The 16600-nt window shown below is 71.7% G+C and carries 17 protein-coding genes; 9 read left to right on the top strand and 8 right to left on the bottom strand.

Features of this window, described 5'->3' with window-relative positions; translation table 11 throughout:
• Positions 1 to 161: 161 nt before the first annotated feature.
• The 3 genes from ACWCPF_RS08655 to ACWCPF_RS08645 form a co-directional block, all read right to left on the bottom strand.
• On the bottom strand, positions 162 to 746 hold the full coding sequence (locus ACWCPF_RS08655; RefSeq protein ID WP_451044222.1) for a hypothetical protein: 585 nt from the start codon (positions 744 to 746) through the stop codon (positions 162 to 164).
• Positions 747 to 874: 128 nt separating this feature from the next.
• Positions 875 to 1837: a MurR/RpiR family transcriptional regulator gene (locus ACWCPF_RS08650; protein ID WP_451044221.1), complete on the bottom strand. Its 963-nt coding sequence runs from the start codon at positions 1835 to 1837 to the stop codon at positions 875 to 877.
• Complete coding sequence (locus tag ACWCPF_RS08645) at positions 1834 to 3342, bottom strand: aromatic amino acid ammonia-lyase (RefSeq protein WP_451044220.1); 1509 nt, start codon at positions 3340 to 3342, stop codon at positions 1834 to 1836. Before ACWCPF_RS08645 ends, ACWCPF_RS08650 begins: the two co-directional genes overlap by 4 nt.
• 142 nt (positions 3343 to 3484) lie before the next feature.
• Between ACWCPF_RS08645 and ACWCPF_RS08640 the strand changes: the two genes are divergently transcribed.
• From ACWCPF_RS08640 to ACWCPF_RS08620, 5 genes are all read left to right on the top strand, one after another.
• Positions 3485 to 4522, top strand: a complete 1038-nt coding sequence (locus ACWCPF_RS08640) for an ABC transporter ATP-binding protein (RefSeq protein WP_451044219.1) — start codon at positions 3485 to 3487, stop codon at positions 4520 to 4522.
• The gene (locus tag ACWCPF_RS08635) at positions 4519 to 5160 is read left to right on the top strand and encodes an ABC transporter permease (RefSeq protein ID WP_451044218.1); all 642 of its coding nucleotides are present in this window, start codon (positions 4519 to 4521) and stop codon (positions 5158 to 5160) included. Before ACWCPF_RS08640 ends, ACWCPF_RS08635 begins: the two co-directional genes overlap by 4 nt.
• Entirely contained in the window at positions 5160 to 5831 is a 672-nt protein-coding gene (locus tag ACWCPF_RS08630) for an ABC transporter permease (RefSeq protein WP_451044247.1), read from the top strand. Before ACWCPF_RS08635 ends, ACWCPF_RS08630 begins: the two co-directional genes overlap by 1 nt.
• A 12-nt stretch (positions 5832 to 5843) precedes the next feature.
• Complete coding sequence (locus ACWCPF_RS08625) at positions 5844 to 6779, top strand: ABC transporter substrate-binding protein (RefSeq protein WP_451044217.1); 936 nt, start codon at positions 5844 to 5846, stop codon at positions 6777 to 6779.
• Positions 6780 to 6905: 126 nt separating this feature from the next.
• The gene (locus tag ACWCPF_RS08620; RefSeq protein WP_451044246.1) at positions 6906 to 7331 is read left to right on the top strand and encodes a hypothetical protein; all 426 of its coding nucleotides are present in this window, start codon (positions 6906 to 6908) and stop codon (positions 7329 to 7331) included.
• A 17-nt stretch (positions 7332 to 7348) separates the two neighbouring features.
• Here the strand turns inward: ACWCPF_RS08620 and ACWCPF_RS08615 are convergent, their stop codons facing one another.
• Together ACWCPF_RS08615 and ACWCPF_RS08610 are read right to left on the bottom strand one after the other, a co-directional pair.
• Positions 7349 to 7864, bottom strand: a complete 516-nt coding sequence (locus ACWCPF_RS08615; protein WP_451044216.1) for a DUF6924 domain-containing protein — start codon at positions 7862 to 7864, stop codon at positions 7349 to 7351.
• Positions 7865 to 8284: 420 nt separating this feature from the next.
• The gene (locus tag ACWCPF_RS08610) at positions 8285 to 9673 is read right to left on the bottom strand and encodes a cystathionine beta-synthase (protein WP_451044215.1); all 1389 of its coding nucleotides are present in this window, start codon (positions 9671 to 9673) and stop codon (positions 8285 to 8287) included.
• A gap of 162 nt (positions 9674 to 9835) precedes the next feature.
• Here ACWCPF_RS08610 and ACWCPF_RS08605 point away from each other — a divergent pair, with 162 nt between their 5' ends.
• The 3 genes from ACWCPF_RS08605 to ACWCPF_RS08595 all read left to right on the top strand — a co-directional run bounded on the left by ACWCPF_RS08605 (position 9836) and on the right by ACWCPF_RS08595 (position 13530).
• Positions 9836 to 10888, top strand: a complete 1053-nt coding sequence (locus tag ACWCPF_RS08605; RefSeq protein ID WP_451044214.1) for an SGNH/GDSL hydrolase family protein — start codon at positions 9836 to 9838, stop codon at positions 10886 to 10888.
• A 324-nt stretch (positions 10889 to 11212) separates the two neighbouring features.
• Positions 11213 to 12433 carry an acetyl-CoA C-acetyltransferase gene (locus ACWCPF_RS08600; protein ID WP_451044213.1) on the top strand — a complete coding sequence of 407 codons (1221 nt, stop codon included), beginning with the start codon at positions 11213 to 11215 and terminating at the stop codon, positions 12431 to 12433.
• Between the two features lie 296 nt (positions 12434 to 12729).
• Positions 12730 to 13530: a hypothetical protein gene (locus ACWCPF_RS08595; RefSeq protein WP_451044212.1), complete on the top strand. Its 801-nt coding sequence runs from the start codon at positions 12730 to 12732 to the stop codon at positions 13528 to 13530.
• Positions 13531 to 13556: 26 nt separating this feature from the next.
• On the opposite strand, the gene ACWCPF_RS08590 is transcribed toward ACWCPF_RS08595, so the two are convergent.
• Complete coding sequence (locus ACWCPF_RS08590; RefSeq protein WP_451044211.1) at positions 13557 to 13868, bottom strand: hypothetical protein; 312 nt, start codon at positions 13866 to 13868, stop codon at positions 13557 to 13559.
• 104 nt (positions 13869 to 13972) lie between these two features.
• Here ACWCPF_RS08590 and ACWCPF_RS08585 point away from each other — a divergent pair, with 104 nt between their 5' ends.
• Positions 13973 to 14200: a DUF4287 domain-containing protein gene (locus ACWCPF_RS08585; RefSeq protein ID WP_020128488.1), complete on the top strand. Its 228-nt coding sequence runs from the start codon at positions 13973 to 13975 to the stop codon at positions 14198 to 14200.
• 102 nt (positions 14201 to 14302) lie between these two features.
• Here ACWCPF_RS08585 and ACWCPF_RS08580 read toward each other — a convergent pair whose 3' ends face one another.
• Positions 14303 to 15196 carry a Bax inhibitor-1/YccA family protein gene (locus ACWCPF_RS08580; protein ID WP_451044210.1) on the bottom strand — a complete coding sequence of 298 codons (894 nt, stop codon included), beginning with the start codon at positions 15194 to 15196 and terminating at the stop codon, positions 14303 to 14305.
• 211 nt (positions 15197 to 15407) lie between these two features.
• Positions 15408 to 16583 (bottom strand): 4-hydroxybenzoate 3-monooxygenase, encoded by a 1176-nt coding sequence (locus tag ACWCPF_RS08575; RefSeq protein ID WP_451044209.1) that lies wholly within the window; start codon positions 16581 to 16583, stop codon positions 15408 to 15410.
• Positions 16584 to 16600 lie beyond the last annotated feature (17 nt).

Genomic DNA, 16600 nt, shown 5'->3' with positions numbered 1-16600 from the left:
CCAACCCCGCCCCTCTTCCTAACCCCCTATCTGTGACGGCGCCCCCGGGTGTATGCGCCGCGCGGGGCCGCCGTGTCGCTGCGGCCCATCGCGGCCGGCCGCACAGTTCCGCGCGCCCCTTCAGGGCGCCGCGGAACCGCAGCCGACTTCCCTCGACCCGCTCAGACCAGCGCCGCGGTGCGGCGGCGGGCCCCGCCCGGGGCCGCGTCGCCCGCCGCGATGCCGGTGCTGCGGTAGGCCTTGACGGCCTTCCCGGCCGGACGTCCGCCGCGCCGGTCGAGCCAGTCGACGCGCACCCACAGCAGCGCCTCGTCCTCCCGCTCGCGCCGGCCGAGCCAGGCGGCCTTGAGCCGCAGCCCGGTCCCCCAGCCGGCGAGCAGCAGGCCGACGGCCGCGGGCACCGCGAAGGAGCTGCCCAGCGCGACCACGAAGGCAAGCAGCAGCCACCAGCGATGGCCGCGCCGCCAGGCGCGGACGGTCACCGCCCGGTCCTGGAGCACATCGTGCTTGCCCGCCCGGGCGGCGCCCCGGCCGAGTTCCCTGAGCCGACGGCGACCGCGTACCGCCGCCACCGCGCCGGCCACGATGAACAGCGCGGCCCCGGCCAGCACTCCGATCCGTCGTCCCGTGAGGCCGGGCACCAGGACACCGACCCCCGCCGCGAACACCCCGCACCACCACCACGGCGCGGCCCCGGCCCGTACGACGACGGCCACCCGAGCCAGCCCCTGCCCTCCGCGTGCCACGTCCGCCTCCTGATCAGTCCGGCACAAGTTTCCTGACCGTTCAGACTAGTGAGCGAACGTGAGACGAGTCTGAGAGTGCGCGGCAAAAAGTCCGGCCCGCCGCCCGCCGAGCCCTTCGCGCCACGGGCCTACTCCACGAACAGTCCCCGTGCCGCCGCCCGTGCGTCGAACTCCTCCAGCCGGGCCTGGGCGTCGGGCAGGTCGTCGCACATCGCCTCCAGCAGCACCCGTCCGAGGAGCATCGGCGCGCAGGCCGTGTCGAAGGCGAGTCCGGTGCCGACGGCGGCCGGCAGCAGCAGGTCGGAGACCTTGGCGACCGGCGCGAACGCCGAGTCGGCGACCGTCACCACGGCGAGCCCGGCCTGTCGGGCGTAGGTGAGGGTGTCGACGACCTCGCGCGGGTGCCGGGGCAGCGCGAAGCAGAGCAGGGCGGTGGCGCCGGCGCGGACGGCGGCGTCGATCCGGTCCTGGATCATCGTGCCGCCCTCGTTCAGCAGCCGGACGTCCGGATGGACCTTGGCGGCGAAGTAGGCGAAGCCGTAGGCCTGGGAGGCGGCGGCGCGCAGTCCGAGGACGGGCAGCGGACGCGAGGCCGCCAGCATCCGGCCCGCGCGGTGCAGCGGCCGGGGGTCGGCGAGCAGCTCGGCGAGGTGCCTGAGGTTCTCGATCTCGGCCTCGACGGCCTGCTGGTACTCGTTGTAGGAGGCCGAGTCGGCGGCGTGTTCGGCGGGGGCGACCTCCCGCAGATGCCTGCGCAGGGCGGGGTAGCCGTCGAAGCCGAGGGCGACCGCGAAGCGGGTCACCGAGGGCTGGCTGACCCCGGCGAGCTCGGCGAGCTCCACGCTGGACAGGAACGGCACGTCGGCGGCGCTCCGCACCATGCTGTGCGCGATGCGCCGCTGGGTGGGCGTCAGCCGGTGCCCTTCGAAGAGCGCCTGCAGCCGGGCGGCGGGACTGTCCGCGACGACCGAACCCTCCACGGCGGAATCCTCCAAGGCGGAACCCTCCGCTGCCGAACCCGGCGCGCCCTCGCCCCGGTCGGCGGCCGTCTCCGTCCCCGTCCCCGTCTCCGTCCCCGTCTCCGCGCTCATGCCCCGCTCCCCCTCCAGATCTCCGTGAACCGGTCCAGCAGTGCGGCCGCCGCGCTCACGTCGGCGGTGAGCGGCCGGTCGGCCTGTTCCGCGTCGAGCACCGCTTCGGCCAGTTCCCACGCCTGCCCGGCCGGGAGTCCCGGCTCGGGTCGCAGCTCGCGCTGGCGCAGCGCCCGTACGGCGGCGACGAGTTCGCAGCCGACGACGAGACGGTACGCGGCGCAGGCGCGCAGTGTCTGCCGGGCGGCGAGCGAGGCGAAGCTGGCCTGTTCCTCGACGCCCCGGGAGAGTACAGCGTGGCCGAGGGAGGCGGGCGCGGAGAAGGCGCGCAGGTCACCGAGGGCGGCCGCGGCGGCGTACTCCAGGATCATCACGCCGGAGGAGGCGGGCTCGGGGTCGGCGAGGAAGGGGCGCAGCCGGGTGTAGGCAGGTTCGTTGAGGGTGGACAGGCGCGAGGTGGACAGCCGCGCCACCTGGGTCAGGGCGAGCCTGAAGTGGTCCAGGGCGAGGGCGAGTTGGGCCTGGTAGAAGCCGCCGTGGTGGTAGGCGGCCATGTCCTCGGGGCAGATGAGCGGGTTCTCGGCGGCCGCGTTGATCTCGATGGCGATCACCTCCTCCAGGGCGTCGGCGGCGTCGTGCGCGGGGCCGTGGATCTGGGGCAGGCAGCGGAAGCCGTAGGGGTCCTGGATCCGGCCGAGCGGCGGGGTGGGCCGGTCCTCGGCGCCGATCAGCTCCCGCATGCGGCGGGCGACCTCGCTGGAGCCGCGGTGCGGGCGGGCGGCGTGCACGGGGGCGGCGTACGCCTCGTGCGAGCCGTCCACGGCGAGGAGCGACAGCGCGCCGACGACCTGGGTGGCCTCGATGAGTCCGCGCAGTTCGTGCAGGGCGAGGGCGGCCTGGCCGAGGGTGAGGGCGTTGCTGCTGATGAGCGCGAGGGCGTCGTTGTTGTCGAGGGGCTGGGGCTCCGGGGCGCCGGCGCCGCGCCAGGGGTGCTCGCCGACGAGGGCGAGTCCGACCTGTGCGAGGGCCGCGAGGTCGCCGGTGCCGACCGAGCCGAACTCGTTGACGACCGGATGGGCCCCGTTCTCCAGCGCCTCGCACAGCGCCGTGACCACGCTGGGCCGCAGTCCCGCGCCGCCGGCCAGCAGCTGGTTGGCGCGGATGGCGAGCATCGCGCGGACCTGCCGGGCGGGCAGTTCCTCGCCGATGGCGCCGGCGTGGCTGCGCAGCAGGCGCAGCCCGTGTTCGGCGGCGGCCTCGGTGGGCACGTCCTCGTTCCGGTTGGCGCCGACGCCGGTGGAGCGGCCGTAGACGCGGCCGGTGGCGGCGATCTGGCGGGCGGCGTCCCAGGTCTCGGTCATCCGCTTGGTCGCGTCGGTGCCGGGGACCGGTCGGGCGGTCCCGTCGGCGAGGCGCGCGACGTCCGCGACGCCGAGAGCGATCCCGTCGAGGACGACAAGACCGAGGCCTACCCCAGAAGGAGTGTCCACCATCCGAGACGACATAAGCCCGCAAACTCCCCTCAATCCGGACACTTGATCTTGCCTGACGGTCATCCGTTACGTCGGATTAACAACGAACCGTTGACAAGTTATTCATCTACGGAGAACTCTGCATGACGTTATACAGCCGGGCAAGGGACAACTCATGATCCAGTTCGACGCGGTCCACAAGCGCTTCCCCAACGGCACGACAGCAGTCCATGATCTCTCCCTCCGGATGCCGGAGGGCGGCGTGACCGTCCTGGTCGGTTCCTCCGGTTGCGGCAAGACCACCACCCTGCGAATGATCAACCGGATGGTCGACCCGACCTCCGGAACCATCAAGGTCGGCGGCAAGGACGTCCTCCAGCAGGACGCGGCCGAGCTGCGCCGCTCCATCGGCTACGTCATCCAGCAGGCGGGACTCTTCCCGCACCGCACGGTGCTCGACAACATCGCCACCGTGCCGCTGCTGCTGGGCCACGGCCGGCGCAAGGCGCGCGCCCGCGCGGCCGAGCTGCTGGAGACGGTCGGCCTGTCCGCCGAGTCCGGCAGCCGCTACCCGCACCAGCTCTCCGGCGGCCAGCAGCAGCGCGTCGGGGTGGCCCGCGCGCTCGCCGCCGACCCGCCGGTGCTGCTCATGGACGAGCCGTTCGGCGCCGTCGACCCCGTGGTGCGCACCCAGCTCCAGGACGAACTGCTCAGGCTCCAGAAGGAGTTGAGCAAGACCATCGTCTTCGTCACGCACGACATCGACGAGGCCGTCCGGCTCGGCGACCAGATCGCCGTGTTCCGCACCGGCGGCCACCTGGTCCAGTGCGCCTCGCCCGCCGAGCTGCTCGCCCGCCCCGCCGACGACTTCGTCGCCGACTTCCTCGGCGCCGAGCGCGGCCTCAAGCTGCTCTCGCTGACCACCCTCGCCGACGTCCCCCAGGGCCAGGCTCCCGAGGGCGGCCCCTGGACCCTCGCGCTCGACGAGGCCCGCAAGCCGCTGCGCTGGACCTCGAAGGACGGCGACATCCCCGTCCGGCCGCTGCGCGACGGCGACTCCCTGCTCGCGGCGCTCAACGAGTCGGTGGCCTCCCCCACCGGCCTGGTGGCCCGCGTCGACGCCGACGGCGTCCTGACCGGCGTCACCTCCCGCGACGACATCCACACCCACGCGGGTCAGGCCCACGCCGAGGCACGGGTGGTGGCCGCATGACCATCGACTGGTCCTGGATATCCAGCCATACCGACGATCTGACCACCCTCACGATCTCCCACCTCCAGGCCGCGCTGACCGCCGTCCTCCTCGGTCTGCTGATCAGCCTGCCGCTCGCGGTTCTCGCCCACCGGGTCCGCCCGCTGCGCGGCTTCCTGCTCGGCCTGTCGAACGTCCTGTTCACGATCCCGTCGATCGCGATCTTCGTGCTCCTGCTGCCGGTCAGCGGTCTGACCCGCACCACCACCGTGATCGGCCTGACCGTCTACACGCTGGTCGTGCTGCTGCGGAACACGGTCGAGGGCCTCGACTCGGTGCCCGCGAAGACCAAGGAGGCGGCCAAGGCGATGGGCACGCGCCCCCTGCGCACGCTCCTCACCGTCGAGTTCCCGCTCGCGCTCCCCGTGATCATGGCGGGCGTGCGCATCGCGACGGTCATGTCGATCTCCCTGGTCTCCGTCGCCACCTACATCGGCGACGGCGGCCTCGGCCAGCTCTTCACCGACGGCTTCCAGCGCAACTTCCCGACGCCGGTGATCGCGGGCGTGGTCCTGACGATCCTCCTCGCGGTCGTCGCGGACGCGGCCCTGGTCGGCGTCCAGTACCTCCTCACCCCGTGGAAGAGGCGGCGAGCCTGATGTACGAACTGTTCAAGAACCTCGGCAGCTGGCTCACCACCGGCTCCTCCTGGTCCGGCTCGGACGGCATCGCGCACCGGCTCGCCGAGCACCTCCAGTACTCGCTGCTGGCCACCCTCATCGCGGCCGCGATCGGCCTCCCGCTCGGCCTGCTGATCGGACACACCGGCCGCGGCGCGTTCCTCGCGATCAACCTGGCCTCCTTCGGCCGCGCGCTGCCGACCGTCGGCCTCGTCGTCCTGGTCTTCCTGGCCGGCGGACTGTCCATGCTGCCGGTCTACGTCGCACTCGTCGCCCTCGCGGTCCCGTCGATCGTGACCAACACCTACGCCGGCATGACGGCCGTCGACCCGGACGTCAAGGACGCGGCGCGCGGCCAGGGCATGCGCGCCCACCAGGTCCTGTTCCACGTGGAACTGCCGCTGGCCCTCCCGCTGATCATGACCGGCCTGCGGCTGGCCCTCATCCAGGTCGTCGCCACCGCCACGATCGCCGCGTACGTCTCCTTCGGCGGCCTCGGCCGCTACGTCTTCGACGGTCTCGCCCAGCGCGACCTCGTCCAGGTGCTCGGCGGCGCGGTGCTCGTCGCGGTCGTCGCCATCGCCCTGGACCTCCTGCTGAGCGCGTTCCAGCGCCTCCTGTTCCGGCACCGCCCCGCCCAGACCGCCTAGGGAACCCCCGACATGAACCGACGCACGATCCTCGGCGGCCTGTTCGCGGCCGCGACCGTCCCCGCCCTGACCGCCTGCTCGGGCGGCATCACCTCCCTCGACAGCGAGGGCACTGCCTCCGGCGGCGGCGGCTCCAGCAAGGACGGGGTCACCATCGGCACCGCCAACTTCACCGAGAACCAGGTGCTGGGCTACCTCTACGCCGCCGTCCTGGAGGCGGCCGGTGTGAAGGTGAAGGTCCGCCCCAACCTCGGCACCCGCGAGATCCTCATCCCCGCGCTCAAGGGCGGCGACATCGACCTGCTGCCCGAGTACCAGGGCGCCCTGCTGCACTACCTCGCCCCGAAGGCGACGGCCACGGAGGAGGGCGAGATGCAGAACGCCCTCGCCGTCGCCCTCCCGGCCGGCCTCCAGGTGCTGCCGTACGGCATGGCCGAGGACTCGGACGCCTTCGTCGTCACCAAGGAGACCGCGAAGAAGTACGGCCTGACCTCGCTCGCCGACCTCCGGAAACAGAACGGCAAGCTGGTGATCGGCGCGGCGCCCGAGGTGAAGACCCGCCAGGTCGGCGCGGTGGGCCTCAAGGACGTCTACGGCGTGGAGTTCAAGGAGTTCAAGTCCCTCGACTCCTCCGGTCCGCTGGTCAAGGGCGCCCTGAAGAAGGGCGACGTCGACGTGGCGAACCTCTTCACCACGGACACCGACATCGTGGCCAACGACTGGGTGGTGCTCGCCGACCCCAAGAACCTGATCCCGGGTCAGCACATCGTTCCGCTCATCGCCGACCGCCGGGCCGACTCCACCGTCCGCAAGGCCCTCGCCAGGCTCGGCAACCTGCTCACCACCGCCCAGCTCACCGAGCTGAACCGGCAGGTCGACAAGGACAAGAAGGACCCGGAGGACGTCGCCAACGCCTACGCCAAGCAGCACGGCCTGGCGAAGAAGTGACCGCCGGCTGAGCGTCCGCCGCGGCCGCCTCCCCGGCGAACCCGAGGCCGCAGACGGGGGCTATCCCCAGTGCGGGGAGCGCGGCCGCTGCCTACCGTGGTGTCCATGACGGGATGGGAGACCACCATGGACGCGCAGGACGCAGACCTGAAGAAGGAACTCGACGCCACCCTGCAGACCCGCAGGGAACTGGGCGAGGAGTACGAGTCCGCGCTGGTGGACTCGTTCCTGGAGAAGGTCGACCAGCGCATCGACGCCGCGGTGGAGCGCCGTGTGCGGCGGCAGTTCGCGGAGCAGCAGATGGTCGCGGCCCGGGGCGCGCGCTCGCCGCGGCCCACCGACTCCTGGGGCGAGCGCTTCGGCTTCGGCATCGTCTCGCTGGTGCTGGCGGTCCCGCTGTCCGCGATCGGCGCGGGCACCGCGCATCTGCCTGGGCTGCTGGTCTCGTGGGCGGGCATCGTAGGCGTCAACGCCGTACAGGCCGCCCGCAGCCACCCCGGCCTGTTCGGCCGCCGAACCCGGTCCGCGAAGGACGACACCTGGGAGGACTGACCCCCGGCGACCCGAACCTACCGGCCCACGCCCCGGAACCGGCCCCCGAGCCGGCTTCGCAGACGGCGGAACGGCTTGCCCGGCCGGGCGGTCGGGCCCAACCCGCCCCCGGGCCCACGGAACGTGCCCGACGCGTCGACGTAGTCGGCGTAGTCCTCGAAGTCCACCGCGGCACGGCACAGGTTCGCGGAGATCTCCGGGAACGCGGCCATCGGTATCCGGAACGTCCGTCCGGGCTCGCTGGAGAGGTCGAGGGCCAGCAGCAGGTGCTCGGAGCCGGTCAGGGCGAGGGCGTCGGCGATGAACAGGTGGGTGAGCTGTTCGTCCTCGTCGGCGAGGCCGTCCTCCTGCATGAGCGCCGGGACGAGCCACTGGAAGGGCACACCGTCGAACCGGGGATCGTCGGCCCAGGTGGCGTGCGGCCCCCCGTCGAGGGCCTCGACCGCGTCGCGCAGCGCGAACCAGGCCGCGTCGTCGCCGAATTCGGTGCGCAGCACGAGCGAGGTCAGATCATCGGGTCGGGGCAGAGCCATACCGTCATGGTCGCACCCACCACTGACATTTCGGGCCCGTGCCCTGGTCCGGGGCCGAACAGAGCTATGCGCGGGGACCGCCGCACCCCCGTTACCGGGGGGCGGGACGACGGCGGTCCCCGCGAGGGACGCGAGCCGGGTCAGGCCGGGCCTTCGCGTCCGAGGCGTCTGTGGAAGGTCCGGGAGCCGCTCCGGAGGTCCGTGACGCCGTTCGGTTGCCGGGTGGGGCGGGGAGCCGCTCCCGCCCCTTCCGACACCCACAAATATGCCGGACGCTTGTTAAGCGAGTGCTGCGCGGACGTGACGCCCTCGTACCACTTCCGCGAAGTCCGTCCATTCGGTGGGCAAACGGAAGTTCAGCGCCCGCGGAGCCCATTCACCGGGAGTTTCCCGGGAGTTACGACCTGCGGTCCGGACAGGTCACTTCCCGCCCTTGGCCAGGAAGGCCAGCAGATCCTGCCGGCTGACGACCCCGGTGGGCTTGCCCTCGACGAGGACGATCGCCGCGTCCGCGGCGCCGAGCACCGACATCAGGTCGCCGACCGGCTCACCGGAGCCGACCTGCGGCAGCGGGGCGGACATGTGCTTCTCCAGCGGGTCGGAGAGCGAGGCCCGCTGGGTGAACAGCGCGTCCAGCAACTCCCGCTCCACGACCGACCCGACGACTTCGGCGGCCATGACGTCCGGGTGCCCGGCGCCCGGCTTCACGATCGGCATCTGCGAGACGCCGTACTCGCGCAGCACCTCGATGGCCTCGCCGACGGTCTCGTCCGGGTGCATATGGACGAGGGACGGCATGGCGCCGTGCGCCTTGTCGTTCAGCACGTCGGCGACGCGCGCGCTCGGCCCCTCGTCCTCGAGGAAGCCGTAGTCGGCCATCCACTCGTCGTTGAAGATCTTGCTCAGGTAGCCGCGGCCGCTGTCCGGCAGCAGGACGACCACGACGTCGTCCGGGCCGAGCCGCTCGGCGACGCGCAGGGCGGCGACGACGGCCATGCCGCACGAACCGCCGACGAGCAGGCCCTCCTCCTTGGCCAGCCGGCGGGTCATCTGGAAGGAGTCCTTGTCGGACACGGCGACGATCTCGTCGGCGACGGTCCGGTCGTAGGCGGTCGGCCAGAAGTCCTCACCGACGCCCTCGACGAGGTACGGCCGCCCGGAGCCGCCGGAGTAGACGGACCCCTCGGGGTCGGCGCCGACGACCTGGACGCGGCCCTCGCTGGCGTCCTTCAGATACCGGCCGGTCCCGGAGATGGTGCCGCCGGTGCCGACGCCCGCCACGAAGTGGGTGATCCGGCCGTCCGTCTGCTCCCACAGCTCAGGGCCGGTGGAGTGGTAGTGGGAGAGCGGGTTGTTCGCGTTGGAGTACTGGTCGGGCTTCCACGCGTCGGGCGTCTCGCGCACCAGCCGGTCGGAGACGTTGTAGTAGGAGTCCGGGTGCTCGGGATCCACGGCGGTCGGGCAGACGACGACCTCGGCCCCGTAGGCCCGCAGGACGTTGATCTTGTCGGTGCTCACCTTGTCGGGGCACACGAAGATGCACTTGTACCCCTTCTGCTGCGCGACGATGGCCAGCCCGACCCCGGTGTTCCCGCTGGTCGGCTCGACGATCGTGCCGCCGGGCCGGAGCTCCCCGCTCTTCTCCGCGGCCTCGATCATGCGCAGGGCGATGCGGTCCTTCACGGAACCGCCCGGGTTGAAGTACTCCACCTTGGCCAGGACGGTGGCCTGGATGCCCTTGGTCACGCTGTTGAGCTTCACCAGCGGGGTGTTGCCGACGAGGCTGATCATCGAGTCGTGGAATTGCACCGTGGTCTCCGGTTGCTTGCAAAAAACAGTGGTCGTAGTTGGTGACGCCAGGGTACGGCGCAGGTCACCGGCGGGCCGCATGTTCACTCCTCGTCGAGATTGGGCGACGGTCCGTACGGGGCAAGGAGTGGGTGTACGGACACGAGGAGGTGGCGTCGAGGCATGACGAGCATGTCGAGGGCGAGAGTGGCCCGGCGCATCGCGGCCGGCGCGGCCTATGGCGGCGGCGGCATCGGGCTGGCCGGAGCGGCGGTGGTGGGGCTGGTGGTGGCGGAGGTGCATCTGGCCCGCCGCCAGGTCAACAACGGGGCGCATCCGCACGTCCCGCAGGCCGACGGCCGCTACGGCCTGGCCTACGACGCCCCCGGGCCCGGGAAGGAGCCCCTGCGGCTGACGATGCTGGGCGACTCCACGGCGGCCGGCCAGGGCGTGCACCGCTCCGGGCAGACGCCGGGGGCCCTGCTGGCCTCCGGTCTGGCGGCGGTCGCGGAACGCCCGGTGGAGTTGCGCAACGTGGCGCTGCCCGGCGCGCAGTCCGACGACCTCGACCGGCAGGTCGCGCTGGTCCTCGGGGACTCCGAACAGGTGCCCGACGTCTGTGTGATCATGATCGGCGCGAACGACGTGACGCACCGGATGCCGGCCACCCGTTCGGTCCGGCATCTGTCGGGCGCGGTACGGCGGCTGCGCACGGCCGGCGCGGAGGTGGTCGTGGGCACGTGCCCCGACCTGGGCACGATCGAGCCGGTCCAGCAGCCGCTGCGCTGGCTGGCCCGCCGGGCGTCGCGTCAGCTGGCGGCCGCCCAGACCATCGGCACGGTCGAGCAGGGCGGCCGCACGGTCTCCCTGGGCGACCTGCTGGGCCCCGAGTTCGAGGCCAACCCACGCGAACTCTTCGGCCCCGACCACTACCACCCCTCGGCGGAGGGCTACGCGACGGCGGCGATGGCCGTCCTGCCCACGGTCTGCGCAGCCCTCGGCCTGTGGCCGGCGGAGGAGGAGCGCCCGGACGTCTCCCGCCGCGAGGGTTTCCTGCCGGTGGCCCGAGCAGCGGCAGAGGCGGCCTCGGAACCGGGCACGGAGGTCACGGCAGCCATGCCGACGGGCCCCAGGGGCCCCTGGGCCCTCCTGAAGCGCAGGCGCAGGCGGCGGGTCCCAGAAGCAGAACCGACACCTTCCACCCCCTCCAGCCCCACCAGCCCGTCCGGCGTGTGACAACACCCCCTGCCCAGCCCCACCAGCCCGTCCGGCGCTTGACAACAAGCCCCGTCCAGCCCCCACCAGCCCGTCCGGCGTTTGAGGACGAGGCCCGTTCAGGGCCGAAGGGGGGTCTGGGGGCACAGCCCCCAGGGGTCGGCGCCCCCACCCGCACACATCATCCGCCGAACCGCCGAAGGCAAAAGCAAGCGCTTAGAAAGTGCGGCCAGCATCACACCCCCACACCGGTGACCGAGCCCATACGTGCAGGTAACTTCCCACACAGCCCTGCCCGTCCGTTCGTCCGTTCGTCCGTCCGCACCCCACGCCAATGGAGCCGTCATGCCCGAAGCAGTCATCGTTTCGACCGCCCGTTCGCCCATCGGCCGCGCCGGCAAGGGCTCCCTCAAGGACCTCCGCCCGGACGACCTGACCGCGACCATCGTCCAGGCCGCGCTCGCCAAGGTCCCCGAGCTGGACCCGAGGGACATCGACGACCTGATGCTCGGCTGCGGTCTGCCCGGCGGCGAGCAGGGCTACAACCTGGGCCGGATCGTCGCCGTGCAGATGGGCATGGACCACCTGCCGGGCTGCACGATCACCCGCTACTGTTCCTCCTCGCTGCAGACCTCCCGCATGGCCCTGCACGCCATCAAGGCCGGCGAGGGCGACGTCTTCATCTCGGCCGGCGTCGAGATGGTCTCCCGGTTCGGCAAGGGCAGCTCGGACGGCCTCCCGGACACCAGGAACCCCCTCTTCGCCGAGGCCGAGGCCCGCACCGCCGCCACGGCCGCGCAGGAGGGCTCCAGCTGGCACGACCCGCGCGAGGACGGGCTCGTCCCCGACCCGTACATCGCGATGGGCCAGACCGCGGAGAACCTGGCCCGCGCCAAGGGCATCACCCGCCAGGACATGGACGAGTTCGGCGTCCGCTCCCAGAACCTCGCCGAGGAAGCCATCAAGAACGGCTTCTGGGAGCGCGAGATCACCCCGGTCACGACCCCCGACGGCACGGTCGTCTCCAAGGACGACGGCCCGCGCGCCGGCGTCACCATGGAGGGCGTCGCGGGCCTGAAGCCGGTCTTCCGCCCGGACGGGCTCGTCACCGCCGGCAACTGCTGCCCGCTGAACGACGGCGCCGCCGCGGTCGTCATCATGAGCGACACCAAGGCCCGCGAGCTCGGCCTGACCCCGCTCGCCCGGATCGTGTCGACCGGCGTCTCCGGCCTCTCCCCCGAGATCATGGGCCTCGGCCCGGTCGACGCGAGCAACCAGGCGCTGCGCCGGGCCGGCCTCACCATCGACGACATCGACCTGGTCGAGATCAACGAGGCGTTCGCCGCGCAGGTGATCCCCTCCTACCGCGACCTCGGCGTCGACCTGGACAAGCTGAACGTGAACGGCGGCGCCATCGCCGTCGGCCACCCCTTCGGCATGACGGGCGCCCGGATCACCGGCACGCTGATCAATTCCCTCCAGTTCCACGACAAGCAGTTCGGTCTGGAGACGATGTGCGTCGGCGGCGGCCAGGGCATGGCGATGGTCATCGAGCGCCTCAGCTGAGACCGCGCAGAGACCCCCGGAGGAGGCCTCTGCGTAATCGTTTCCGCACCTGTCGTGACGATCAGGCCCGGAGTCCGAGAAGCCCCTGGACTCCGGGCCGTTCTGTGATCCAATCTCCCCCAGGATGTGACCTATCTCCCTCCCCGGAGGGATTCACACAGCTCAGCGCCTTTCGGCACCGGACCACAGGACCAAGTTCCTGTCCGTTTCGTGACGTCACGCACTGACAGTTGGATAGTCCACCCTTCAAGCTGATGTAGGAAGTCGGGGGTCGACTTTGAACCGGGAGTACGTCAGTGAGCGCCATGCCGATCGCCTTGCTGGTCACCACGGCCGCCACAGGCGCCGTGGGCGTCGCCGTCCTGCGCACCCTCTTGCAGTTGCGCCGGCAGGTCGCCGCCCTGCACATCCAGCTCGCCAGGAGCGCCGAGGACGCCGCCGCGGAACTGCGCGGCTTCGTCCCGGCCGCCCGCACCACGGCCGACGCGGCTGAGATACGCGCCGCGGTCGCCGAGGCGCTCGCGGAGGAGCGGGAGCGGGAGCTCGCCGAGGCACGCGCCTTCTGGGCCGCCCAGGAGGCCCGTGACGCCTCCGACGCCCCCTCCCTGCTGGGCCTGCCGGACAGCGAGCTGTTCCTGCCCCGACAGACCGATTTCGTGGGCCTGGAGCCCCTGGAGCCGGTGGCCGAGCCGGGCGCGGACGCAGACGAGTTCGCCGGGGAGTCCCCGGAACTCGCCGCGGCCCGCCGCCGCCACCCGTCGCACCCGGACTTCGTCCCCGTACAGTCACCGGTCGTGAACGACCACGAGCGCACGGTGGCCACCCTCGAGGAACTGGCCGCGGCGCAGATCGAACTGACCGACGTCCGCCCGGGCCCGCTCGGCACCCTCGACGTCTACGTCTTCGCCGACGGCACCACGCTCTGCATGACCCCGGGCCACCGCGAGACGGCGGACCGCCTGGCCGCCGCCCTCACCGCCGGCGAGACCCCGTTCCTGCTGGGCGGCTCCGGCATCTCGGGCGCCTACACCCTGACGTTCCAGTGCGGCACGGACAACGTCTACATCCTGGCGGACCGGGTCATAGCGAGCCTGTAGCGGTCACCCGGCCCGCGGTCAGGGCGTCACACCGCCGCACGCTTCTGCGCCTGCGCCACCAACTCCAGAGCTTCCTTCAGCTGGCCCTCGTCCGTGAGCACGAGGGCCAAGTCGTGCACGGCGACCGTGATCTGGTCCGCGGCGGCGAACATGCCCGCGTCCGGCATCTCCCGGGGCTCCGCCGCAGGGTCCTCGATCCGCTGCGCCCGGCGGACCAACTCCCGGGCCAGTTCCAGGGCCTCCGCCGCGCCGCCGCGCTGGAGCCGGCTCTGCGAAGCGGCCCGCAACCGGTCGGCGAAGTGATCCACGGCTTGGGTGAGAGGCGTCGTATCAACCACGCCGCGAGACTACGCGTCGCACCGGGACTGTTGCCAACAGGCGAACACTCAGGCACCGTGACCTGAAGGACCGGCTTATATCCCCTTTGCTACCGGAGGCGCCGATGTCCCATGTCCTCTCCGAGGAGACCCACCGCAACATACTGGCCCGTATCCCACACTGCACCGGTCGTGAAGTCGCCGACTGGCTGCGCACCGTCGACGAAGGCCCCGCTCTCCGCTTCGAGGAGAAGGTCAGCTGGCTGCGCGCCGAGCACAACCTCGCGTACGGCCACGCCAAGGCGATCATCCATGAGTACGACCTGAGGAGGGCCGCGCGCAAACTCCTCTAGCGCGCACACGACACACACCGCCGCTACGGACACGGAGAACGGCGAAGGGCCCCGGGATCGAGATCCCGGGGCCCTTCGGCGCCGATGTCCGGCTGTGGTGCGTCAGTCGCTGTTCAGGATCGACAGGAGTCGCAGGAACTCCATGTAGATCCACACCAGCGTCATCGTGAGGCCGAAAGCGGCGAGCCAGGCCTCCTCGCGCGGGGCGCCGTAGGCCACGCCGTCCTCGACCTGCTTGAAGTCCAGGGCGAGGAAGCACGCGCCGAGCAGGATGCCGATGACACCGAACACGATGCCGAGCGGACCGCTGCGGAAGCCGAGGCCGTCACCGCCGCCGATGACCGTGAACAGCAGGTTCACGACCATCAGCAGGACGAAGCCGAGCGCCGCCGCCATGACGAAGCCGTAGAAGCGGCGGTTGACGCGGATCCAGCCCGCCTTGTAGGCCACCAGGACACCGGCGAAGACCGCCATGGTGCCCAGTACGGCCTGTGCGACGACGCCGTCCCCGATGTAGGTGGACACCGCGCTGGAGATCACGCCGAGGAAGACGCCCTCGAAGGCGGCGTACGACAGGATCAGCGCGGGGGCCGGGCGGCGCTTGAACGACTGGACCATGGCCAGCACGAACGCGATCAGAGCGGCGCCGAAGGCGATGCCGTACGACGTGTTGATGTTGTCCGCGTCGACCGGCAGCAGCAGCCAGGACAGCACCGCCGTGACGACCACGGTGCCGAGCGTGGTCGCGGTCCGCGCGACGACGTCGTCCATGGTCATGCGGCCGGTGGAGGCCGGGGCCTGCGGCGGGGCGCCCTGCTGCAGGCCCTGCTGGGCGTAAGGGTTCTGCGCGTACGGGTTGCCGGCCGGCTGGGCGTACGGGTTGCCCTGCTGCGTGCCGACTGCGGGTCCCCCGGCCTGCGGCGCGGCGTTGAAGCCCGCGTAGCCGTTGTCGCGGCTGAACCCCCGTCGCGAGAAGACCGGGTTTCTGCTCTCCATTTCGCTCCTCCGTGGCCACACTGCGCGGCCTTGGGCTCAAGGGTAATAGGTAGGCAAAGGATTGACCCTAGTGCTTGAGGAGGATCTTTCCCCCTTGTCGCTGCCCAACACGCTACGCGGCGACCTGATTCCCCACATCGGAGGGGTTCATTCATGACCGAGTCGGGACACGTCCGGAACCGCACAGTGATCGAACAGCCGTTCCGTTCGATCACCCGAACGGGAACCCGGTGTACCCCTCGGCCAGATCGGTCTCGGCGGCGCGCGAGGAGGCGATCCGCTCCAGGCGGGCGAGCTGCAGACGGCTCTCGAAGGGGGTCGCGTCGGGGGCGGGGTGCAGCATGGTCGTCATGTCGTAGGAGAACCGCTCGGCCTGCCACACGCGCCGCAGACAGGTCTCGGAGTAGGCGTCGAGGAGCTCGGACGAGCCCGTCTCCCGCCGGTGCGTCAGCGCCCGGGCGAAGGTGACGACGTCCCCGACGGCGAGGTTGAGCCCCTTGGCGCCGGTCGGCGGCACGATGTGGGCCGCGTCACCGGCGAGGAAGAGCCGGCCGTGCCGCATGGGCTCGTGGACGTAGGACCGCATGGGGGTGACGGACTTCTGGGTGATGGGCCCCCGCCGGAGCGTCCAGTCGTCGTCGGTCGCGAAGCGGCGCTCCAGCTCGTCCCAGATCTCGTCGTCGGCCCAGCTCTCGGCGTCGGTGCCGTCGGGCACCTGGAGGTAGAGCCGGGAGACGGACGGGGAGCGCATCGACAGCAGGGCGAAGCCGCGGTCGTGACGGGCGTAGACGAGCTCGTCGTGCGAGGGCGGCACGTCGGCGAGGATGCCGAGCCAGCCGAAGGGGTACGTCCGCTCGAACACCCGGATCGACTCGGCCGGGACCGCCTTCCGTGCGACCCCCCAGAAGCCGTCGCACCCGACGACGTAGTCGCACTCCAGGACGTCCTCGACGCCTCCGTGGCGGAAGCGGACGCGCGGGCGGTCGGTGGCGGCGTCCTCGACGGCCAGGGCCTCCGCCTCGAACAGCAGCGGGCCGCCCTCCTTCAGCTGGAGCGCGATGAGGTCCTTGCACACCTCCGTCTGGGCGTACACCATCACCGACCGGCCGCCGGTCAGCGCGGGGAAGTCGACCCGGTGCCGCTTGCGCTCGTACCGCAGCTCGATCCCGTCGTGCCGCAGCCCCTCCCGCTCCATGCGCGCCCCGGCCCCGGCCGCGCGCAGCACGTCGACCGTGCCCTGCTCCAGGATCCCGGCCCGCTGCCGCTGCTCGACATAGGCCCGGTCACGGCTCTCCAGCACGACGGAGTCGATGCCGGCGCCGTGCAGCAGCCGCGCGAGAAGAAGACCGGCGGGGCCGGCGCCGACGATACCGACGGTGGTGCGCATCGGGCGTTCCCTTCAGA

It is taken from the genome of Streptomyces sp. NPDC001858, from assembly GCF_053594615.1.
The sequence above is the reverse complement of the archived record's forward strand: the minus strand, read 5'-3'. Positions and strand labels throughout refer to the sequence as shown.